Genomic DNA, 22,011 nt, shown 5'->3' with positions numbered 1-22,011 from the left:
ATGAAAGAGGTAAAGTGCGAGTGTGGACATATTAATCCAATCGGTACTGTTCTATGTGAATCATGCGGGAATCCCATTGCGGCTAAAGAGAAAAACTCTTCAAAGCTGCTTGATATGAGATATGACGGCAGTGCAAGACGCTCGCAAACATACAACAAAACGATTGTTGATAAAGTATGGAACTTTTTTTCTTCCGTTAAAGTGGGTGTGTGGCTGATTGTCATTACACTGCTCGCTTCTTCGCTTGGAACGATTTTTCCGCAGGAGCGATTTATTCCGCCAGGTGCATCTGCTTCCACGTATTATGAAGAGCAATATGGATCGTTTGGCAAGCTGTATTACACACTTGGATTTCATGATCTTTATAATTCTTGGTGGTTTTTAGCTCTTGTCGCATCAATCGGAATCTCCCTTGTCATTTGCAGTCTCGACCGCGTTATTCCTCTTTATCGAGCACTCAAAAACCAAGGGGTTATCAAAAAAGAAGGCTTTATGAGAAGACAGCGTCTGTTTAGCGAGACAGACAAAACATTAGATCAGCATACATATGAAGGCATCATAAGAGCAATGAAACAAAAGCGTTACCGTGTGCGAGAAGAAAATGGGCATATTTTAGCCGAAAAAGGACGTTTTTCACGCTGGGGACCTTACGTCAATCACATTGGACTAATCATCTTTCTCATTGGAGCGATGCTCCGGTTTGTCCCGGGCATGTACGTGGATGAAACGCTTTGGGTCAGAGAAGGGGAAACTGCACCAATTCCAGGTACGGATGGTCAATACTTCTTGAAAAATAATGCGTTTTCAATTGATCGCTATGAAACTGGAAATGAAAAAGAAGTGTTTGAGAATGCCATTGAAAAAGCTGGCGACGGTCAAGTGGTGAAAAGCTATAAAACGGATGCTATTTTATACAAACGTGAAGGAGAAGTTGTATTTGGTGAAAAGCCCAAGCTGAAGCAGGTAACAGAACACGATATCAAAGTGAATGAACCGCTCAAGTTTGACAATTTCTCATTATATCAAGTAGATTTTAAGCAAAATGAACTCGATCAAATGGTCTTTCAGCTGATTCGTAAAGATACAGAAAAATCTTTCGGTACAGTGAAGATTAATCTGCTGGAGCCTAAGTCAGAATATGATCTTGGTAGCGGTTACAAAGTCAAGGTGATGAGCTATCTGCCTGATTTTTATTTTGACGATGATGGAACGCCGAGTACGAAAACAAGGAATCCGAATAATCCTGCTTTCGTGTTTGAAATGATTTCTCCTGAAAAACCTAAAGGTGAAAAAAGCTTTGTCGCCATTCAAGAGACAGTAGAGGGTTCTGATAACAATCTATATAAAATGAAGTTTGATCGGGTTGAAACGAAAAACGTTACAGGGTTAACAGTTAGAAAGGATTTAACACTTGGCGTGCTCATAGTAGGCGGAATCATCTTCATGATTGGTGTCGTGCAGGGGATGTATTGGCAGCATAGAAGAATCTGGCTGTCGGCAAAGGATGGAAAAGTATTGGTGGCAGGACATACAAACAAAAACTGGTTTGGCTTAAAGTCCGATCTTGGTGTGTTACTGAACGGCAGTGGCATCAAACAGCCAGTTGATCAAAAAGAACTGCCTGATACAACAAGTATCAGCAAAAGCAAGGGGGAAGGATTAGATGGCGGCAGTCAGTGAAAATCTGTTATTTGCAGCTTTTCTATTTTATTTAGCGGCAGTTCCTTTTTTTGGTGGTGCCATTAAGGGAAAAAAAGAAGAAGGACCGCGCAGGAATAAGGCGGCACTCATTGGCATTACGCTTACCATCATCGGTTTTTTGAGCCAGTTGGGCTATTTTATTTCAAGATGGATCGCATCTGGCCATGCACCAGTCAGTAATTTGTTTGAGTTCACAACGGCTTTTGGCATGATGCTGGTGCTTGCATTCATCATTTTATATTTTGTGTATCAAGTATCTGTACTTGGTTTATTCACACTTCCAATCGCTTTATTGATTATTGCCTATGCAAGTATGTTCCCATCAGATATTTCACCGCTGATTCCTTCACTTCAAAGTAATTGGCTTTATATTCACGTGACAACAGCAGCACTTGGCCAGGCCATTTTAGCCATCAGCTTTGTGGCAGGTGTCATCTTTCTATTAAAGCATGTGGATCAAACAAAGCCAGGGAAGAAGACGTTTGGTTTAGAGCTTGTCATGTTTATGATTGTGGTCACACTTGCATTTATCGCTGTCACGTCTATCTTTAGAATGACAGGATATGAAGCGACATTTAATTGGATCGATAAAAATAAAGAAAAAAGTGAGATGGTCTATGAGCTCCCAGCTCTTGTCGGACCTCATAAAGGGGAGCTTGTGACGGAAGATCGTTTGGAACCGTTTGTTGAGCTGCCGCCTGTTTTTTCAGGTAGAAAGGTCAATACGGTGTTATGGTCATTTGGCGTAGGGCTGATCATATACGGACTCATTCGATTGATCATTCGCAAACGGCTGAGCGCACTGCTTCAACCGCTAGTGAAACAGGTGAACCTAGATTTAGTTGATGAAATTGGGTATAGGGCTGTTTCGATTGGTTTCCCTGTATTTGCGTTAGGCGGGCTGATCTTTGCCATGATCTGGGCGCAAATTGCATGGACTAGGTTTTGGGGCTGGGACCCGAAGGAAGTATGGGCATTGATTACGTTTCTCTTTTATGCTGCCTATCTTCATCTTCGCTTGTCGCGAGGCTGGCATGGTGAAAAGTCCGCATGGCTTGCTGTGATCGGCTTCGCCATTATTATGTTTAATCTCATCTTTGTCAACCTTGTCATTGCGGGGCTTCATTCTTACGCATAATCACAAGGAAAAGCCAACTTTTATGATTCAATTCGGCTTTTTGTTAAAATGAATGTAACAACGGAGAAAGCAGGAGGACTGTCTAATGGAACACACAACTCAAACGAAAATATTAGTCGTAGATGATGAGGCAAGAATTCGCCGCCTTTTAAAAATGTATTTAGAACGTGAAAATTATGAAATCGATGAAGCGGAAAATGGAGATGAGGCGATTCAAAAAGGGCTTCAAACCGATTACGACCTCATTTTGCTCGATTTAATGATGCCTGGTACAGATGGAATCGAAGTGTGTAATCAAATTCGAGACAAAAAAGCGACTCCAATCATTATGCTGACCGCAAAAGGAGAAGAAGCCAACCGCGTTCAAGGATTTGAGGCAGGAACGGATGACTACATCGTCAAACCTTTCAGCCCGCGTGAAGTGGTTTTACGTGTAAAGGCATTGCTCAGAAGATCGTCTCAAACGTCTTATTTGAATACTGGGACAACAACAAAGGATGTTCTTGTGTTTTCTCATCTTTCTATTGACCATGATGCACATAGAGTGACGGCTGATGGCAAAGAAGTCAGCCTCACGCCGAAGGAATATGAGCTTTTATATTTCCTTGCAAAAACACCAGATAAGGTCTATGACAGAGAAAAGCTGCTAAAAGAAGTATGGCAATATGAATTCTTTGGAGACTTACGAACAGTTGATACTCATGTCAAACGACTTCGTGAAAAACTGAATAAAGTGTCACCAGAAGCAGCGAAAAAAATCGTAACTGTATGGGGTGTCGGGTACAAATTTGAGGTCGGTGCTGAATGAAACTGTGGAAAAGTGTTGTAGGAAAGCTATGGTTAACCATTCTTTTCCTCGTCTTGATCGTTTTATCTATTTTAACTGTGCTTCTTTTAGAGTTCATTGAGAATTATCATGTAGAAGAAGCAAAATCTGATTTAACACAAATGGCAAACAAAGTAGCGGTCATTTTAGAAAGCCATGAGGATCAATCGCTTGCGAGGTCGATTACATCAGAACTCGCTGACAAATTGACGAGTATTGCGATCATCCAAGAGGACGGGCTAGAGTGGTATTCGTCTGAAAAAGACGGGAAGCTTCCTGCGATTACAAAGAAACAAATTGAAGCGGACAACGATTTAAATCAAGCACTGAAAGATCGTAAAAAAATCAGTAAACGTGCAGAACCTGATGCAGGCAATCGAAAAGATGAACGGATTGTAGTCGGTGTTCCATACGAGGCGAACGGAAAAAAAGGCATGGTCTTTCTTTCTCAATCACTCCTCGCTGTAGAACAAACAACGAAACATACGACACGCTACATCTTTTTAGCCGCCGGAATTGCGATTGTACTGACCACTATATTCGCTTTCTTCTTGTCAACACGTGTCACCTATCCTCTCAGAAAGATGAGAGAGGGTGCACAAGATTTGGCGAAAGGGAAATTTGATACAAAGATTCCTATTTTAACGCAAGATGAAATTGGAGAACTGGCAATCGCCTTTAATCAAATGGGGAAGCAGCTTAAATTCCATATCACAGCCTTAAATCAAGAAAAAGAACATTTATCTAATATTTTAAGCAGTATGGCTGATGGCGTCATCACCATCAATATTGATGGAACGATTTTGATGACAAATCCTCCTGCAGAACGATTTTTGCAGGCATGGTATTACGAGCAAAATATGAAGATCAAGGATGGAGATGAACTGCCGCCAGAAGCGCGCGAGCTATTTCATACAGCTGTCAGCACAGAAAAAGAGCAAATGATCGAAGTTACGCTGCAAGGGCGTACCTGGGTTCTTCTCATGTCTCCGCTGTATAATCAGCAGGATGTCAGGGGAGCAGTTGCAGTCCTTCGTGATATGACGGAGGAACGAAGACTTGATAAACTGAGGAAAGACTTCATTGCCAATGTCAGTCATGAACTTCGTACACCAATTGCCATGCTGCAAGGGTACAGTGAGGCAATTGTAGATGATATTGCGGGATCAGAAGAGGAAAAGAAAGAGATTGCGCAAATTATCTATGATGAATCACTTCGAATGGGACGTCTTGTGAATGACCTTCTAGATCTAGCGAGAATGGAAGCAGGTCATATTACACTGAATCTTGAATCAACAGATACGGAAGAGCTGACAGAGAAGATCTACCGTAAGTTTCTCGGGATTGCGAAAGAAAAACAAATCGACCTTACGTATGATATTCAAGTGGATGAACCGCACTTTGTATTCGATCCAGATAAGATTGAGCAAGTGTTTACGAATCTCATTGATAATGCTATTCGTCATACACCAGAGGGCGGCGAGGTTCACTTCTCGGTTCAATCGGTGGAAAACGGACTGAAAATGGATGTAAAAGATTCGGGGAGCGGAATTCCGGAGGAGGATCTGCCCTTTATTTTCGAACGCTTTTATAAAGCCGATAAAGCAAGGACGAGAGGGCGTTCTGGTACTGGACTTGGCCTTGCGATTGTGAAGAACATCATCGAGGCGCATCAAGGCTCTATACATGCTCACAGCAAAGCGGGGGCAGGTACACACTTCACATTCTATATTCCGAGAAAAAAGCAGGAACTCGTCTAATCTTGACGAAGAATCTTGTTACATGAGAAACACTTCTTTTCGTAAAGAAAATGAAGTGTTTTTTCTATTTTAAAATTTTTAAGGAGAAGTTAAACAAAAAGCCCTTTCCAAACTGTCGAACTTGTAATATATTTGTCATAAAGTTGTAATGTAACGTTTTATAAGAGTCACTCGACAAAAATAAGTGAACGGAGGGGTTTCCTATGCATGAAACCTTTCAAAAAATATATGATTCGTACCATCAAGATTTGTACCAGTTTTTATTTTATATGGTTAAAGATAAAAATCAGGCAGAGGATCTCGTACAGGAGGTTTACATTCGGGTACTTCACTCATATAAAACTTTTGAAGGAAGAAGCAGCGAGAAAACATGGCTGTTTTCAATTGCAAGGCATGTGGCGATTGACTGGTTTCGCAAGCAGCAAACCATTAGACAACGGGTACTCGGCACGTTTGATTGGGATAAGCAGGATGTAAAAGACCCAGACTTGCTCCCAGACGAACTGGCTGTACAGGATGAAAATACTAAAGAAATTTATGCCGCGCTTGATCACTGCACGATTGATCAAAGAGCTGTCATCATTTTAAGGTTTATCCAGGGCTACTCAATCATGGAGACGGCAAAGGCGCTAAAGTTCTCGGAAAGCAAAGTCAAAACAACGCAGCACCGAGGCCTGAAAGTGCTCCGAAAACATATGGAGCTTTTGAAGGAGGAGCTAGTGAATGAAAACGAACAGGTCCGATTGGAGCGAAGAACGAATCAAGGTGTTACTAAGTCAGCTTCCAAAGGTGGAGGACAACCGTTCATCTAAGCAGATATACCAGCAGGTGCTGATGGCAAGCGGGAAGAAAAAGAAAAGTGTCAAATGGATCGGTCCAGCGGTGGCAACCGTTGTGGTTTTATTTATGGCGTTTTTAATTTCTCCTCATTTATTTCAGCCGGCTGCTCAAGAACAGCATAAACAGATAAAAATGGACTCAAGTGCTGACAAAGGACAGGCAAATGCCACATTAGAGCCGGTCAAACAGGCAAATGGTACCACACACGTTGTTTCTCATGAAGACAAGCAAAAGTATATGACGGTTGCATACATAGATGAATCAACATCTCAAGTGGTTCCCATTAGTATTGAAAAAGAGAATGAACATGACCATTTGCAGGAAATGATGAACACATATGAACAGGTGCAGCTGCTTGAAATGACAAAGCCACTTCAATCTTATCTTGAGATGGTGGACCTTCGTGAAAATGGGAATACACTTGTTTTTCAGTTAAAAAATGATTTGTCCCTTGATACGATAAAGGAAGCCAATCGATTTAAAGATATGGTAAAAGAAACGCTCAAATGGAGCAGGTATAAACAAGTGGAAGTCAAATCAGTCAAAGGCTCTCATCTTCAATTAGGGGCTAGCAGCATTGGCGCAATATCAATTGATAAACAAACGAAGAAAGCTTATTACGTGTTAGAAAATAAGAGCGGGACTTTTTTGGTGCCCTCCAAAACACATTATTCTTCTTATGAAGAAGCTGTAGAGGCCATGAAACGCACGAGTGATTCTGGACTTGAACCATTAATTAAAGAAGAACCCATTAAAGAAGTGACATCAAAAGGTAAGCATGTAACCATCACGTTTGGAGCATCAGCACAATTATCGGACTCAATTGATCATACTCTACTCATTGAAGGTCTGCTGCTCACAGCGAAAGATTTTGGTTTTACAGATGTCACCATTCAATATGAAGGAACAGATCAAGTAGGACCATATGAATTAAATGAACCAATAGAGGTACCGGCCCTGCCGAATCCAGTTGTCATTAAAGATCGTTAAAGGACGCAAGCATTTCAATGCGTTCTTTTTTGATGTATAGAAAAGGGTCTTCTTGCTGTATACTAAGCTGTCATGAAAAGAACCTCAAAAAAGGGGAGTCACTGATGAAAAGGTATTGCTTCATAGGTGCCAGCTGTTTTTTGCTCTTGATCTTAGCGCCATCTGCCCATGCGCAGAAGACAAACGAATGGGTGGAACCAGTGAAAGGAGAAGTCACTGACTTGTTTGGGACAAGGGGCGGCTCGCATAAGGGATTAGATATAGCTGCGCCAGAAGGAGAATCCATTTTTGCTGCAAGTGAAGGTGTGGTCACGCGTTCGTATGTATCGGCTACATATGGAGAAGTTATATTTATTCAGCATCCAAATGGATACGAAACCGTCTATGCTCATTTACACGAGCGTTTTGTGAAAAAGGGTGACCATGTACAAGCGGGACAGCCGATTGGCATAATTGGCAACACAGGAGCCTCCAGAGGCACTCATTTGCATTTTGAAGTACATCGTGGCAATTGGTCAGTCAGCAAAAAGGATGCGGTAGATCCGCTCAAAATGATTGCTGTGGAACGTTTCCAAGAGCCGGCTCTTCATGTAAATGGACATGAAAAAAATACATATGTCATTAAACAAGGGGATACCCTTTGGTCGATAGCAAAGGCGCATGAAATGACTGTAGAACAATTGAAAAAGATTAATGAGCTGACCACTCACCTCATTCGAACAGGAGACCGTTTAATGGTTTCAACTAAATAAACCTCATGCTTTTGCATGAGGTCAGCGTGTAGACAAACCCTCGCATTCGTTGTCAGGGCTGCGTGCCGGTGCTCACGAATGTCAAATTCGCTCCGCAAAGATAAGCCGCCCTTCCTAGGGCTGCAAAGGTTTTCAATCACGCTGAAAAGAAGACAAAGAGCTAAAATGAAAATCATTTTAGCTCTTTGTCGACAATCTAAAACCTCATGCAAAGCATGAGGTTTATCACTGTTTTTTATAGATCAATCAGGCGGACAGAAAGAATATCCTGCACTTCAGTTAATTTTTTCACAATTTCGTCCTCTAGATGCTTGTCGAAAGAAAGCATCATAATGGCTTCGCCGCCTTTTTCTTTACGTCCCACCTGCATTGTGGCGATGTTGACATCATGGTCGCCTAAAATCTGTCCAACCTTTCCAATCACACCAGGTGCATCTGTATGCTGGATATAGACAAGGTGTCCATCTGGATAAAAATCAATATTAAAACCATTAATAGAAACAACGCGCTCCCCTAGATGCGGGATGTAAGTCGCTTTTAGAGTAAAGGTTGAAAGATCACCTTTGACTTCAATGGAAATACTGTTTTCGTAACCAGATTCGCTGGAAGAAATTTTTTCACTAAAGCTAATGCCTCGTTCTTTTGCGACCATTCCAGCATTTACTTCATTCACAGTCGAATCAACACGCTCTTTTAAAAAGCCTGACAGAAGACTCTTTGTGATAAAGGATGTTTCGAGTTTTGAAATAGAGCCTTCATAAGAAATGCCTACTTCTTTTACAGGTTCTCTCATTGATTGAGAGACAAGACGTCCAAGTTTTCCTGCAAATTGATGATAAGGCTGAATCTTTTTGAACTCGTCTTTTGTCATCGCTGGTAGATTAATAGATGACATGACAGGAAGACCTTTTGCAAATTGAAGGACTTCTTCAGATACTTGCGCCGCTACATTTAATTGTGCTTCTTTTGTAGAGGCACCAAGATGCGGAGTTGCAATGACATGTGGATGATCCACAAGCGGATTATCAGTTGGCGGTTCTACCTCGAATACATCGAGTGCAGCTCCTGCGACATGGCCGCTTTCAAGTGCCTCAAGAAGGTCAGCCTCGTCAATAATGCCGCCGCGCGCACAGTTTACAAGGCGAACACCTTTTTTCGTTTTTGCAATCGTTTCTTTATTGAGAAGTCCTCTTGTTTCTTTTGTTAATGGCGTATGTACAGTAATAATATCTGATACTTCGAGTACTTCATCAAGTGATTTCGCATTGACGCCAATTTTTTCTGCACGTTCCTTTGTGAGAAATGGGTCAAACACGTTGACTGTCATGCCAAATGCTCTTGCACGCTGCGCGATTTCACTTCCGATTCTGCCTAAGCCGACAATCCCAAGAGATTTTCCGTAAAGCTCAGCACCAACATATGCACCTCTGTTCCATTCTTTTGATTTGACAGAAATGTTGGCTTGCGGAATATGACGCATAAGTGATGAAATCATAGCGAACGTATGCTCAGCTGTCGAGATCGTATTACCGTTTGGTGCATTGATCACAATGACGCCGTGTTTGGTCGCTTCATCAATGTCAATATTGTCTACTCCCACACCGGCACGGCCGACAATTTTTAATGAAGTCATTTTTTCATAAAGCTCTTTCGTTACTTTCGTGGCACTTCTGACAAGTAAGGCATCAAACGTGTGTAATTCATCTTCTGCTTCTGCTACATTTTTTTGGACAATTTCAACAAAATCTGATTCTAAAAGTGGTAGAAGACCATCATTGCTCATCTTATCTGAGACTAATACTCGAAACATCGTAAGATTTCCTCCTAAAATAAACGTCATAAATATCTGATAATTTACCATATTCCTTTTCACTGTGTCAATCAAATTAAAGCAGTAAAGTGAAAAAGAAAACACGAACATTTCTTTGTGTCTTTATAAAGAATGAACACCTTTAAACAAAAGATAACCAATTTTTGCGCATTTGTCATTATAATTTTTGTGTTTTTTACGATTTCTTAAAACTGATGAATTTGCTCAGATTTTTATCTGTACAAATGCTCATATATCATATATAATGATGTCGAATTGAATAATGATCAATCTTCGGGGCAGGGTGTAATTCCCTACCGGCGGTGATGAGCATAGTCTCTAAGCCCGCGAGCCTTTTTGGCAGGATTCGGTGTGATTCCGAAGCCGACAGTATAGTCTGGATGGGAGAAGATGGAGGTTCATAAACGTTGAAAACATTGATGTTCACACGTTTATTTGTCTAGCCCAATTTCCCCGCTCCTGTTTTCAAGGGCGGTTTTTTTGTGGCTAAAATGGAACAATCCTCTTTTCGAAAGATTTGATCGAAAAGGAGAGAGAATATTGAATCAAAGTAAAGTAAAGCGTTTAGTTGTAATCAGTATGCTTAGCAGTATTTCATTTGTTTTAATGTTATTAAACTTCCCGTTCCCTGGGCTTCCAGGATATTTGAAAATTGATTTCAGCGATATTCCAGCGATTATTGCGATTTTAATTTATGGGCCGGGTGCAGGGATTGCTGTTGAGGCATTAAAAAATGTACTGCATTATCTCATTCATGGCAGTATGTCTGGTGTTCCTGTTGATCAAGTAGCGAACTTTACAGCAGGTGTATTGTTCATTTTACCAGTGGCCTTCATTTTCAAAAAAATCAAATCGGCAAAGGGCATTGTATGGTCTATGTTCTTGGGCACAGTGCTTATGACTGTGATGATGAGTATTTTAAATTACTTCCTGTTTCTGCCGGCTTACACATGGTTTTTAAATGCGCCTCAACTTTCGGATAATATGCTCAAGGCGACGATAACAGCAGGGATATTGCCTTTTAATCTTATTAAAGGAATCATCATTACCATCGTGTTTAGTCTCATTTTTGTGAAAATGCGTCCATGGTTTGAAAATAAACGCCGACTTCAAAATAGTTAATATAAAAAAAGCCCCTGCATAAGGGGCTTTTATACTATTCATGCTTAAGTGGGTCTCCATCGAAAGATTCGTCCGCAACTTTGATTGAATCTGTTGGACATCCTTCAAATGCATCAAGCATATCTTCTTCAAGCACTTCTGGAACTTCTACAGTCCCTTGGTTGTCATCAAGCGTAACAAATGCAATGCCTTCATCATCATAATCATAAATGTCTGGAGCAGCTGCACCGCATGCGCCGCAAGCAATACATGTGTCTTTGTCTACAATTGTATATTTTGCCATGTTAAAAAAATACCTCCCAGATTGTTCGATGGAACAAATGGTCTAACCTTTTTAGTTTCACCGATAAAAAACAATTTCCTCAAACCTTATTGTAATGATTTTAATTTCACATTTCAACTGTAAAGTGATTGAGAATGCTTATCACATAAGGGTTTGTTCATAACTTTCCCCCACAAATTGAGTTTAAACATTTCTTCTTCTATGAAATCTGTTAAAATAAAGGGAGAAAATATTCGAATTTTGTCAGGAAGACAGGTGCTTTGGCGAATGACTCTTCATTACTTGGATGTCATGTTAATGGACAGCGTACATAAATTGAACGGCGAACGCTCCATAAGTGCTGTCTACCATCTTTTTAAAGGAAAGAAATCATCACAAACCATACAGGATGCCAGTTTGTTTCAGCTTTCAAAGTACTTCGGCTGTTACCCGGGGTTTACGAGGGATCAGCTGAATCGCTCTGCTATAAAGCTTGACGAAAAGCACTACATCGTAAAAACAGGGGAGACATTCACTGTTACAAATGCAGGACAGCGTATGCTAAACCAGTATTTTTCAGAAAAACCGATGCCCGCTTATTTTCATGGTGCCAAATATCATGATAAAGCAAAGGTGCTATGGATGAGGCTTTCGTTACTTGTACAAGTGCTGTCTCACCATCTGGCTGGATCGCATCAATATGTTCCAATACAAAGAGATGTATCTGTACAAAGCTGGACGAAATCCTTCTTAAAACAGCATCACGAGAAGAATAAGCTTTCGGAAGAGCTGCATCATGAACTAGACAAGCTCCTTTCCCGTATAAGTGATCAAGAGGCGCTGATTTTTGTTTACTCATTGACGTCAAATGAAAGAATTGGGCGTACGTATCAGCAAATGGCAGAGTGGCTAAAAGAAGATGTGTGGTATGTGTACCTGCTTTTTTGGAATGTCCTCCATTATTTTATTCATGCTGCCCAAAAAGGTGAAGCGCAGGTCATGCAGCAGCTCGTAGGTGACCTTGAATTCAAACGCGTGCTAACAACCTCTACCCATAAAACGCTCGAGCTTGTGCAAAAAGGCTATGATATTGATCAGATTGCTCACATTCGTTCATTAAAAAAGGCAACGATCGAAGACCATATTGTCGAGCTGTCCATACATGAACCGAGCTTCTCAATAGAGCCGTATGTGAGCGAAGAAGAGCAGCGGGCCATTCATGCAGTAGCCAGGGAGCTTCAAACAAATAAAATGAAGCTGATTAAAGAAAAACTCGAACATCCATTTACTTATTTTCAAATAAGATTGGCTCTGACAAGGATGGTGAAAGCAAATGGATAAGCTTCATCAGACGCTCATGCGATATTTTGGTTACGACTCATTTAAAGCAGGTCAAGAGGACATTATTCAAAGTGTACTGAATCAGAAAGATACGGTTGCCATGCTGCCTACTGGCGGAGGGAAGTCCATCTGCTATCAAATTCCCGGCTATATGACTGAAGGATTAGTTCTCATTATTTCGCCGCTGTTATCGCTTATGGAGGACCAAGTCGAACGAATGAAAATGCGCGGAGAAAAACGAGTGGCGGCACTGAACAGCACATTATCTTTTCAGGAGAGACGGCATATCATTCGGCATTTGCCATCATATAAATTTTTATTCGTCGCGCCTGAGGCATTAATGTCAGAGGTGCTGCTAGAACAGCTCAAATCGATGCATATTGGTCTGTTCGTCGTCGATGAAGCCCATTGTATATCGGAATGGGGGCATGATTTCCGTCCGGAATATTCCAAGCTGGGAGAATGGAGAGAAGCGTTAGGTCATCCTGTTGCCTTAGCACTGACGGCAACTGCAACAAAACAAACGCTAAAAGATACCGTGCAAACGTTAAGATTGCAGCATCCAGACTTTCATATCCATTCTGTCAACCGGCCAAACATCGCATTAGTCAAAGAAGCGCACGAAACGAAAGAAGCAAAAGAGAAACGGGCCATTGAGCTTGTGGAATTCCTGCAAGGCCCTGGCCTGATTTATTGCCCGACCCGGCAAATGACAGAAGATATGGCGCTCATAATGAAACAAAAAACCCATCAGCGTGTAGAGTATTACCATGGCGGAATGGATGCAGGAGACCGCATGCTTATTCAGCAGCAATTTATCAGCGGACAGCTTGACCTCATTTGTTGTACAAGTGCTTTTGGAATGGGAATTGATAAAGCAGATATACGATTTGTTATTCATATGAGCCCGCCGCAGTCTATTGAAGCATTTATGCAGGAAATTGGAAGAGCAGGACGGGACGGGAAAAATAGTGTGAGCATTCTTTTATATACAGAAGAGGACGCGGATATTCAACAGCATTTAATACAAGCAGAGGGCTTTGATGATCCAGAAATTGATTTTTTCTTAGCCAGGCTGACACAAATGCAGACAAATGATGAAAAGAAACTACGTGAACAATTGATGGAATCAGGGCTTCAGGAGACACGTGCAAGAATGCTGATCCATTATTACAGGATGTATCAATCTGACGAGCCGCGTTTGCTCCTGATGAAACTGAAAGAGAAATTGCAGGACAGACAAACTGAAAAACTGAGAAAAGTGTGGCAATTTAAGGAGCGGATCACAGATCATAGCTGCTTTAGACAATCTCTGTTATCATACTTTTACGAACAGCTTGATCAAACGGAGAGCGCATCCTCTGGCAGCTGCTGCTCTTCTTGCGGACTTGACCTGTCTGATTATAAAAAAAAAGATCAACCATTGGAGCTGAATGAAATGAAACACTGGAAGACCGTGCTGGACCGTATGTTTCATCTGACAAAAGAGGCGCAGCATTGATTGAACAACATCGCCGAATCATCGAAAAATTAACCGATCGACAAGTTGTAGAACAGCTGTATTTCACGCAGCTGCTGATGCTGATCATTTCTTTTTTACTAGGTATATTTATGTTCAATCATTGGACAGATTTTACATCCCTTTGGGAGATCCAAGATGCGCAGATACTGACTTATGGAATTGGCGGCGCTGCGGTTGTGATCATTGTGGATGCGATTGTTATGAAGGTGTTTCCTGCTCATATGTATGATGATGGCGGATTAAATGAAAAAATGTTCAAAAATCGCAGCATCCCGCATATTGTTTGGTTAACACTGCTCATCGCCTTTTCAGAGGAAATTCTATTCCGAGGGATCGTCCAGCAGCAATTTGGATTGGAAATTGCCAGTATTGTGTTTGCGCTCCTTCACTTTCGCTACTTATCAAAAATACTCTTGTTTATCCTTGTGGTTTCAATTAGTATTTTTTTAGGACTTTTATACGAGTGGACTGGGAATTTATTTGTTCCTGTCATGACCCATTTTGTCATTGACTTAGTCTTTGCTTGTCAAATTCGTTTGAAATATAGGGGGAGGGATGAACATGGAAGAAATGTCGAGAATGAAGAGAAAGAAGGAGCAGCTGACAAACATCCATGACGATGATGCAGAGAAAATTTTTGAAGAAGAAGTAGAGCCTTCAGATGACTCTCACTTTCCTACACGAGAAGATTTTCATGAATATAAAAAGCAGCGCACGAAAAAGGTGCGTAATCCATTGTTTACAACACTTGCTATTATCTTTCCTATTATCGTCGTCACAGTGTTCTTCCTTTTGATCTACTACACATCAAAGGAAATCAACCATAATAATAATCAAGATGTATATAATATTGATTCTACATCAAGTGCTGACACAGACCCAGTCCCGTCAGCACTTGTCGAAACGAAAAATGACTCAAGCGTTGATAAAGCGGATGCGTCTGATGATGAGAAGCAAAAGAAAGAGAAAGAAAAACAGCGATTGAAAGAAAAAGCTGAACAGCAGAAAAAAGAAAAAGCTGCTAAAGAGAAAGAAGAGCGTGAACAAGCAGCGAAAGAAAAAGAACGCGCGAGAGCCGAAGCTGCCAAAAAGCGTGAACAGCAGCAGCTAGCCTTGCAAAAGCAACAGGAAGAGAAAAAACGAAAAGAGGCCGAAGAGAAAAAGAAGCAGGAAGAAAAACCAGTTCGTGTCGTGCAGCACACCGTTGGTCCAGAGGAAAACCTGTATCGAATTTCAATGAAGTATTACAAAAACCGTTCGGGTGAAGAGAAAATTAGAGCCTATAATCATTTGAAAGGTAACAGCGTGTATAGTGGTCAAGTGCTGAATATTCCACTAGAAAACTAATCACCTGACATGAATGAAGAAGCACGCACATACATATGTAGAAAAAAGGGACAGGGTGTATGTGATGACATTGCACGCAATCAGCCGATATATGGATCAGCCGACACGGAAAATGATGGAAACATTGATCAAAAGAAAGCATAAATATGAGGGCTTTGCCAAGCAGTGCAAAAGATGGCAATGGACAGCCCTTCTATCGCTTGCCATTCTTTTGTTTTATTTTGTGATCACGGCAAATGCGGGAGGCGGTTCGCTTCAGCCGGAAGCCATGATTGCAACACTGCTTGGTCATGAAGTTTTTCTGTTTTGGATCATGGCTGAAGTCTTTGCTTTTTACGCCTCTTATTACTATAAGAAAAAAGAAGAAAAGGCTGAGGATGAATATCATCGGCTTCGATGTGAAATTATACAAAAAAGCACAGATTTATGGCCGCAATCAAATCAGTGGAAAGAGCGCGAGACGGTTTTTCACTATATGCAGAAGCAATACGACATTAATCTCTATTATGAAAGTAAATAAATGAGAAAAAAAGACGTTTAACAATTGAAACGTCTTTTTTCATTCAAGCGTCTTATGAAAGAAAGATATGTAAGGGAGCCATTTGTGATGAAATATGCCATCGGATTTACTGCCGCCATTGCGGCTGTTACAACAGGTGTGTGTGTAACGGCAAAAATGGTGAAAACGGCAAAACAAAACAACATCAAAAAGCATTACTTTACAATAGAAGCACTTCAAACAGACCGGCCTGCTGTCATTTTCTTTATTTCTGATACACACAGACGTCTCATCAGTGACACTTTATTAGCAGAAATCAGACAGGAAGAGCCAGATGTGATTATGATTGGCGGAGATTTAGCTGAAAAAGGTGTACCCTATGCAAGGATTGAAGAAAATGTGAAACGTTTATCAAGAATTGCGCCGGTTTATTTTGTCTGGGGAAATAATGATCATGAGCTGCACCAGCAAAGGTTTAAAGAAATTCTTCATGCATACGATGTCACGACTTTGCAAAATGAAACGGCTGTATGGAATTTTGAAGGGCAGCGAATCAAAATTGGAGGAATTGATGATATTCGGCTTGAAAAAGCAGATTATGAAGCCATACGGCCTGAGTTTGTGAAAGATGATGTCAATATTCTCTTATCACACAATCCAGATGTACATCATTTGATGAGTGAAGAAGAAGGAATCGATCTTGTCCTGAGCGGTCATACGCATGGGGGACAGATCCGAATTGGGAAATTTGGACCGTATGAAAAAGGAAGAACAGGCCAGGTCAAAGGTGCGTTCTTTCTCATTAGTAATGGCTACGGAACAACAAAAATTCCCTTGCGTCTCGGAGCAGAACCAGAAACCCATCTGATCTATTTAATGCCTCTAAAAACGCGTTAACTTGCGGCACCCTCAATATTTTCCATAAAAGTCACCGTAAGCGTAGCTTCGTGCTTGTCTTCCGTCTTGACACAGTGTAAACTGAATACAAAATTAAGAACCTATGACTCATCATCTCATATACTACAGTATGATGTGTGTTTAGAAGAGGCAGGAGGGAACGTTATGCGACTGGAGCGTCTGAATTATAATAAAATCAAAATTTTTCTCACACTAGATGACCTGACAGACCGAGGTCTTACGAAAGAAGACCTTTGGAAAGATTCGTTCAAAGTCCATCAGCTGTTTAAAGACATGATGAACGAAGCGAATCAGGAGCTCGGTTTTGAAGCGAATGGACCGATTGCTGTTGAAGTATTTTCTCTTCAGGCGCAGGGGATGGTCGTCATTGTCACAAAGAGTCAGCAGGAAGATGCTGATGATGAGTTTGATGAAGATTACATTGAGATGCAAGTCAAGCTCGACGAGAGTAAGCATGTGCTCTATCAATTTGCCTCGTTTGAAGATGTGATTCAACTGTCCCATAGTTTAAGTCGTATTGGACTTTTAGGGGGTACAGTTTACCATTATGAAGGTCAATATTACCTCAGCCTGGATGATGTTGGAGAATTATCTGCTGATACAGTCATTTCGATTTTAGCAGAGTTTGGTTCACCTACGACACTCACCATTCACCGGCTAAAAGAATATGGAAAAGTGATCATGCAAGAAGATGCTGTGAAAACGATTCAAATGTATTTTTAATCACTTTTTTCTATTATATTTAATACTGTTGTGATGAAACAACAGTATTTTTTTATATCCTTTTTTATATTTATAAACGCTGATATTTTATTTTGATAAAAAACGCTTTTTACCTTTGCTTTACCAGTACGAAGGTGTATACTATTGCTTGAAAGGGAGCAGTAGATCATGAAAGATTTCTAGGGGGTTTATTTTAATGGCAGCCGATCAAAACGCCGCTCATAACGCAGAAGATAAGCTAGATGTTTTAAAGTCAACTCAAACCGTCATACATAAAGCGCTAGACAAATTAGGGTATCCGCAGGAAGTGTATGAATTGCTGAAGGAGCCAATTCGTCTATTAACGGTCAAAATTCCAGTACGTATGGATGATGGATCGGTGAAAATTTTCACTGGTTACCGCGCACAGCACAATGATGCTGTCGGTCCAACAAAAGGCGGAATCCGTTTCCACCCGAACGTTACGGAAAAAGAAGTAAAAGCGCTTTCAATTTGGATGAGTTTAAAATGTGGAATTGTGGATCTTCCTTATGGCGGAGGAAAAGGCGGTATTATCTGTGATCCAAGAGAAATGTCATTCAGAGAGCTTGAAAAACTAAGCCGCGGCTATGTTCGCGCCATCAGTCAAATCGTTGGACCAACAAAAGATGTTCCAGCACCAGACGTGTTTACGAACTCTCAAATTATGGCATGGATGATGGATGAATATTCTAGAATTGATGAATTTAACTCGCCAGGATTTATTACAGGAAAACCAATTGTTCTTGGAGGATCACACGGACGTGATACTGCAACAGCAAAAGGTGTGACGATCTGCATCAAAGAAGCGGCGAAGAAAAAAGGAATTGACATTAACGGGGCTCGTGTTGTCGTACAGGGATTCGGAAATGCAGGAAGCTACTTAGCTAAATTCATGTATGATGCTGGAGCAAAAATCGTAGGAATTTCAGATGCGTACGGCGGATTATACGATGAAGATGGTCTAGACATTGACTACTTGCTTGACCGACGTGACAGCTTTGGAACCGTCACTAAACTATTTAACGATACAATTACAAACCAAGAGCTGCTTGAGCTGGATTGTGATATCTTAGTACCTGCAGCCATTGAAAACCAAATCACAGAAGATAATGCGGCAAACATTAAAGCCGAAATTGTCGTAGAAGCAGCAAATGGCCCAACGACACTGGAAGGAACCAAAATTCTTTCAGATCGTGGTGTACTGCTTGTTCCAGACGTACTTGCGAGTGCGGGTGGTGTAACTGTTTCTTACTTTGAATGGGTTCAGAATAACCAAGGGTTCTACTGGACAGAAGAAGAAGTTGAAACTCGTTTAGAAGATATGATGGTGAAATCATTTAATAATATTTATGAAATGGCGCAAAACCGCCGAATTGATATGCGTCTTGCTGCATATATGGTCGGTGTACGTAAAATGGCTGAAGCTTCTCGATTCAGAGGCTGGATTTAAGCGGCTGATTTGCATCGCGCCTTAAAATCTCCTATCCTTAAATAGGAGATTTTTTTATGGAATGGAACAAAGAATCAAACAGCCCAGCAATTGTTATTGCAGTGAAATGACAGGAGTGGAACAAATGAAACAAGAAAAAGCGATCATAATAGGAGGCGGCCCATGCGGGTTATCAGCTGCCATTGCATTCAAGCAAATTGGGATTGATGCACTTGTGATTGAAAAGGGGAATGTCGTGAACAGTATTTATCATTACCCAACACATCAAACCTTTTTTAGTACAAGTGAAAAGCTTGAAATCGGTGATGTTGCTTTTATTACTGAAAACCGTAAGCCCGTTCGTATTCAGGCGCTTTCCTATTACCGAGAGGTCGTCAAACGAAAAAAACTGCGTGTGCATGCTTTTGAAAAAGTAAACGCCGTGACGAAACAAGATGGCCGTTTTACGGTGAATACATCAAAAGACGACTATGCATGTGATTACGTCGTCATTGCGACTGGCTACTATGATCATCCAAACTATATGAACGTCAAAGGAGAAGACCTTCCCCACGTATATCACTATTTTAAAGAAGGACATCCATATTTTGATAAAGATGTGACGGTGATCGGCGGGAAGAACTCCAGTGTTGATGCTGCGTTAGAACTTGTGAAATGCGGAAGCAGAGTCACTGTGCTGTATAGAGGAACTGAATATTCATCCAGCATCAAGCCTTGGATTTTACCAGAGTTTGAAGCGCTTGTCCGTAATGGAACGATTCGAATGGAGTTTGGTGCGCAGGTGAAAGAAATCACAGAAGAAGATGTGATCTTCACAAACCAGCAAAATCAAACGGATCGAGTGAAAAGTGACTATGTATTTGCCATGACTGGCTATCACCCAGATCATTCTTTCTTAGAAAAAATGGGTGTCACGATTGACCAAGAATCAGGCCGTCCAGCATTTGATGAAGAGACGATGGAAACGAATGTTGAAGGCATTTTCATTGCAGGAGTCATTGCAGCTGGAAATAATGCCAATGAAATTTTTATCGAAAATGGAAGATTTCATGGCGGACTCATTGCAGAAGAAATCAAAAAAAGAATTAACGGATAAAAAAAGAACTGAATCCTTCAAAGGGGTTCGGTTCTTTTTTTATAAATTGGGATTATATAGAAAGGTATTTTTAGAAAAATGGGCCCGAGTCATATAAAAAAAGGGTAAATCATGGTACGATAATGAAGGATAATGTAGGGAAAGAGGTCTGGTTATGATCGCAATCATCTCAGCAGGTTTAGCTCCCGGCATCGCACTTTTAAGTTATTTTTATTTGAAAGATCAGTACGACAATGAGCCGGTTCACATGGTCATCAGATCTTTTATGCTAGGTGTCATACTTGTGTTTCCAACCATGTTTATTCAATATGTCCTTCAAGAGGAAAATATTGCAACAAATCCTATCTTGATTTCATTTGTGACGTCGGGCTTTTTAGAAGAATCATTAAAATGGTTTATTTTAATGGTCAGCGTTTATGCACATGCCCAGTTTGACGAACACTATGACGGAATTGTGTATGGAACGAGTGTCTCACTTGGTTTTGCAACACTTGAAAATATCCTTTACTTAGTCGGCCACGGGGTCGAATATGCGTTTACCCGTGCTTTATTACCTGTATCAAGTCACGCATTATTTGGTGTTGTGATGGGATTTTATATCGGAAAAGCCCGCTTCTCTGATAAAAAAGAGCAGCGCAAATGGCTGATCCTTTCTTTAACGCTCCCTGTACTGTTTCACGGCCTGTATGATTTCATTCTATTAGGGATGAAAAACTGGGGATATATCATGGTGCCGTTCATGATTTTTTTATGGTGGTTTGGTTTAAGGAAAGCAAAAAAAGCCCGTGCGGTAAAAATGGTGCAAATTTAATTTGGAAAACGTCCTATTTGTTTATAGGGCGTTTTTTTGTCTTTTCCATCCAATTCTCTCCTGTGTTGAATGTATAAAAATAGGGATCGGAAGAAACATATATTCAAACATCAAAAGTACAGGAGGATCAAATATGGATAAAGCTCGTTTCATGAAACAAATTGTTCTTATCTTCTCAATCGTTCTTCTTGCGTCTTCACTTTTGACAGCCAGTAAAAGTGAAGCATTCACCGGCCAAGTCATCCAGCGCGGGGCAACAGGAGAAGATGTAGTCGAGCTGCAAGCGCGGCTCCAATACAATGGGTTTTACAATGGCAAAATCGATGGCGTCTATGGCTGGGGGACGTACTGGGCCGTTCGCAACTTTCAAAGCCAATTTGGCATGAAGAAGGTCGATGGACTTGTAGGTGAGAAAACAAAAAACTTATTAGTTCAAAAGACGAAATACTACAAAGAGTTTGTTCAAAAACAGCTGCAGCAAGGGAACCAGTTTACCCATTATGGCGGAAAGCCTCTTGATCAGCAAACAAAGGCTCCTGCGCAAAAAAGCTCGCAAAAAAAGACAGCCCAAGGTACAAAAGAAAATCAAAAAAGTCAAAGTGGATCATCTGGGAAGTCCGGCAATCAGTCAGGCAGCCAGCAGGGAAATCAAACACCAAAACAAACAGCAGCCAACATGCCTGGTGGTTTTTCTAGTAATGACATTCAGCTCTTGTCGCAAGCTGTTTACAGTGAAGCAAGAGGTGAGCCGTATGAAGGACAGGTGGCCATCGCGTCCGTTATCTTAAACCGCTTGAACAATCCGACCTTTCCAAATACGATCGCAGGAGTCATTTTTGAACCGCTTGCGTTTACTGCTGTAGCAGATGGGCAATTTTATATGACGCCAGATGAAACGGCAAAAAAAGCTGTATTTGATGCAATCAATGGCTGGGATCCATCTGAAAGCGCCATCTATTACTTTAATCCTGATACAGCAACAAGTCCATGGATTTGGGGAAGACCACAAATTAAACGAATCGGGAAACATATATTCTGCGAATAAAAAGGGGTGTAAATAA

General features: G+C 41.0%; 21 protein-coding genes and 1 riboswitch. Of the genes, 19 read left to right on the top strand and 2 right to left on the bottom strand.

Annotated elements, in window-relative coordinates:
• From NSQ34_RS10425 to NSQ34_RS10395, 7 genes are all read left to right on the top strand, one after another.
• The gene (locus NSQ34_RS10425; protein ID WP_025093041.1) at nucleotides 1-1,680 is read left to right on the top strand and encodes a cytochrome c biogenesis protein ResB; all 1,680 of its coding nucleotides are present in this window, start codon (nucleotides 1-3) and stop codon (nucleotides 1,678-1,680) included.
• A complete protein-coding gene (ccsB, locus tag NSQ34_RS10420; protein WP_044332831.1) occupies nucleotides 1,664-2,839 on the top strand; it encodes a c-type cytochrome biogenesis protein CcsB in 1,176 nt (391 codons plus the stop codon). Before NSQ34_RS10425 ends, ccsB begins: the two co-directional genes overlap by 17 nt.
• Nucleotides 2,840-2,924: 85 nt before the next feature.
• On the top strand, nucleotides 2,925-3,647 hold the full coding sequence (locus NSQ34_RS10415) for a response regulator transcription factor (protein WP_003215596.1): 723 nt from the start codon (nucleotides 2,925-2,927) through the stop codon (nucleotides 3,645-3,647).
• A complete protein-coding gene (locus NSQ34_RS10410) occupies nucleotides 3,644-5,425 on the top strand; it encodes an ATP-binding protein (RefSeq protein ID WP_034280386.1) in 1,782 nt (593 codons plus the stop codon). Before NSQ34_RS10415 ends, NSQ34_RS10410 begins: the two co-directional genes overlap by 4 nt.
• Nucleotides 5,426-5,628: 203 nt before the next feature.
• Nucleotides 5,629-6,237 (top strand): RNA polymerase sigma factor SigX, encoded by a 609-nt coding sequence (gene sigX, locus NSQ34_RS10405; RefSeq protein WP_024422837.1) that lies wholly within the window; start codon nucleotides 5,629-5,631, stop codon nucleotides 6,235-6,237.
• Nucleotides 6,149-7,255 carry a sigma X negative regulator gene (locus NSQ34_RS10400; protein ID WP_144496196.1) on the top strand — a complete coding sequence of 369 codons (1,107 nt, stop codon included), beginning with the start codon at nucleotides 6,149-6,151 and terminating at the stop codon, nucleotides 7,253-7,255. The genes sigX and NSQ34_RS10400 overlap by 89 nt, the downstream gene beginning before the upstream one ends.
• A gap of 104 nt (nucleotides 7,256-7,359) precedes the next feature.
• The gene (locus NSQ34_RS10395; RefSeq protein ID WP_046311648.1) at nucleotides 7,360-8,007 is read left to right on the top strand and encodes a M23 family metallopeptidase; all 648 of its coding nucleotides are present in this window, start codon (nucleotides 7,360-7,362) and stop codon (nucleotides 8,005-8,007) included.
• Between the two features lie 235 nt (nucleotides 8,008-8,242).
• Here the strand turns inward: NSQ34_RS10395 and serA are convergent, their stop codons facing one another.
• Nucleotides 8,243-9,817: a phosphoglycerate dehydrogenase gene (serA, locus tag NSQ34_RS10390; protein ID WP_024422834.1), complete on the bottom strand. Its 1,575-nt coding sequence runs from the start codon at nucleotides 9,815-9,817 to the stop codon at nucleotides 8,243-8,245.
• Nucleotides 9,818-10,103: 286 nt separating this feature from the next.
• Nucleotides 10,104-10,234: riboswitch (FMN riboswitch) on the top strand.
• Nucleotides 10,235-10,378: 144 nt separating this feature from the next.
• Here serA and NSQ34_RS10385 point away from each other — a divergent pair.
• Nucleotides 10,379-10,960 carry an ECF transporter S component gene (locus NSQ34_RS10385; protein ID WP_024428075.1) on the top strand — a complete coding sequence of 194 codons (582 nt, stop codon included), beginning with the start codon at nucleotides 10,379-10,381 and terminating at the stop codon, nucleotides 10,958-10,960.
• A 34-nt stretch (nucleotides 10,961-10,994) separates the two neighbouring features.
• On the opposite strand, the gene NSQ34_RS10380 is transcribed toward NSQ34_RS10385, so the two are convergent.
• Complete coding sequence (locus NSQ34_RS10380) at nucleotides 10,995-11,243, bottom strand: ferredoxin (protein ID WP_008361239.1); 249 nt, start codon at nucleotides 11,241-11,243, stop codon at nucleotides 10,995-10,997.
• A 267-nt stretch (nucleotides 11,244-11,510) separates the two neighbouring features.
• Here NSQ34_RS10380 and NSQ34_RS10375 point away from each other — a divergent pair, with 267 nt between their 5' ends.
• From NSQ34_RS10375 to sleB, 11 genes are all read left to right on the top strand, one after another.
• The gene (locus tag NSQ34_RS10375) at nucleotides 11,511-12,563 is read left to right on the top strand and encodes a helix-turn-helix domain-containing protein (protein ID WP_251232032.1); all 1,053 of its coding nucleotides are present in this window, start codon (nucleotides 11,511-11,513) and stop codon (nucleotides 12,561-12,563) included.
• Nucleotides 12,556-14,064, top strand: coding sequence for an ATP-dependent DNA helicase RecQ (locus NSQ34_RS10370; protein WP_214755538.1), 1,509 nt, complete (start codon nucleotides 12,556-12,558; stop codon nucleotides 14,062-14,064). Before NSQ34_RS10375 ends, NSQ34_RS10370 begins: the two co-directional genes overlap by 8 nt.
• Nucleotides 14,061-14,702: a CPBP family intramembrane glutamic endopeptidase gene (locus tag NSQ34_RS10365; protein ID WP_214755539.1), complete on the top strand. Its 642-nt coding sequence runs from the start codon at nucleotides 14,061-14,063 to the stop codon at nucleotides 14,700-14,702. The genes NSQ34_RS10370 and NSQ34_RS10365 overlap by 4 nt, the downstream gene beginning before the upstream one ends.
• Nucleotides 14,647-15,432: a LysM peptidoglycan-binding domain-containing protein gene (locus tag NSQ34_RS10360; protein WP_268456462.1), complete on the top strand. Its 786-nt coding sequence runs from the start codon at nucleotides 14,647-14,649 to the stop codon at nucleotides 15,430-15,432. Before NSQ34_RS10365 ends, NSQ34_RS10360 begins: the two co-directional genes overlap by 56 nt.
• Before the next feature lie 64 nt (nucleotides 15,433-15,496).
• Nucleotides 15,497-15,952: a DUF2663 family protein gene (locus NSQ34_RS10355; protein ID WP_070326536.1), complete on the top strand. Its 456-nt coding sequence runs from the start codon at nucleotides 15,497-15,499 to the stop codon at nucleotides 15,950-15,952.
• An 87-nt stretch (nucleotides 15,953-16,039) separates the two neighbouring features.
• The gene (locus NSQ34_RS10350) at nucleotides 16,040-16,828 is read left to right on the top strand and encodes a metallophosphoesterase (protein ID WP_268456627.1); all 789 of its coding nucleotides are present in this window, start codon (nucleotides 16,040-16,042) and stop codon (nucleotides 16,826-16,828) included.
• A gap of 165 nt (nucleotides 16,829-16,993) precedes the next feature.
• Nucleotides 16,994-17,572: a genetic competence negative regulator gene (locus NSQ34_RS10345; RefSeq protein WP_024428080.1), complete on the top strand. Its 579-nt coding sequence runs from the start codon at nucleotides 16,994-16,996 to the stop codon at nucleotides 17,570-17,572.
• A gap of 196 nt (nucleotides 17,573-17,768) precedes the next feature.
• Entirely contained in the window at nucleotides 17,769-19,043 is a 1,275-nt protein-coding gene (locus NSQ34_RS10340) for a Glu/Leu/Phe/Val dehydrogenase (RefSeq protein ID WP_268456460.1), read from the top strand.
• Nucleotides 19,044-19,167: 124 nt separating this feature from the next.
• Nucleotides 19,168-20,139 carry a YpdA family putative bacillithiol disulfide reductase gene (locus tag NSQ34_RS10335; RefSeq protein ID WP_268456626.1) on the top strand — a complete coding sequence of 324 codons (972 nt, stop codon included), beginning with the start codon at nucleotides 19,168-19,170 and terminating at the stop codon, nucleotides 20,137-20,139.
• A 154-nt stretch (nucleotides 20,140-20,293) separates the two neighbouring features.
• On the top strand, nucleotides 20,294-20,950 hold the full coding sequence (gene prsW, locus NSQ34_RS10330; RefSeq protein WP_024422824.1) for a glutamic-type intramembrane protease PrsW: 657 nt from the start codon (nucleotides 20,294-20,296) through the stop codon (nucleotides 20,948-20,950).
• 133 nt (nucleotides 20,951-21,083) lie between these two features.
• Nucleotides 21,084-21,995 (top strand): spore cortex-lytic enzyme, encoded by a 912-nt coding sequence (sleB, locus tag NSQ34_RS10325; protein ID WP_101676905.1) that lies wholly within the window; start codon nucleotides 21,084-21,086, stop codon nucleotides 21,993-21,995.
• Nucleotides 21,996-22,011 lie beyond the last annotated feature (16 nt).

Source organism: Bacillus sp. FSL P2-0069, assembly GCF_038593315.1.
In the GTDB taxonomy this organism is placed as follows: domain Bacteria; phylum Bacillota; class Bacilli; order Bacillales; family Bacillaceae; genus Bacillus; species Bacillus safensis.
Note: the sequence above shows the minus strand (reverse complement) of the source record. Positions and strands in the feature narration are given on the sequence as shown.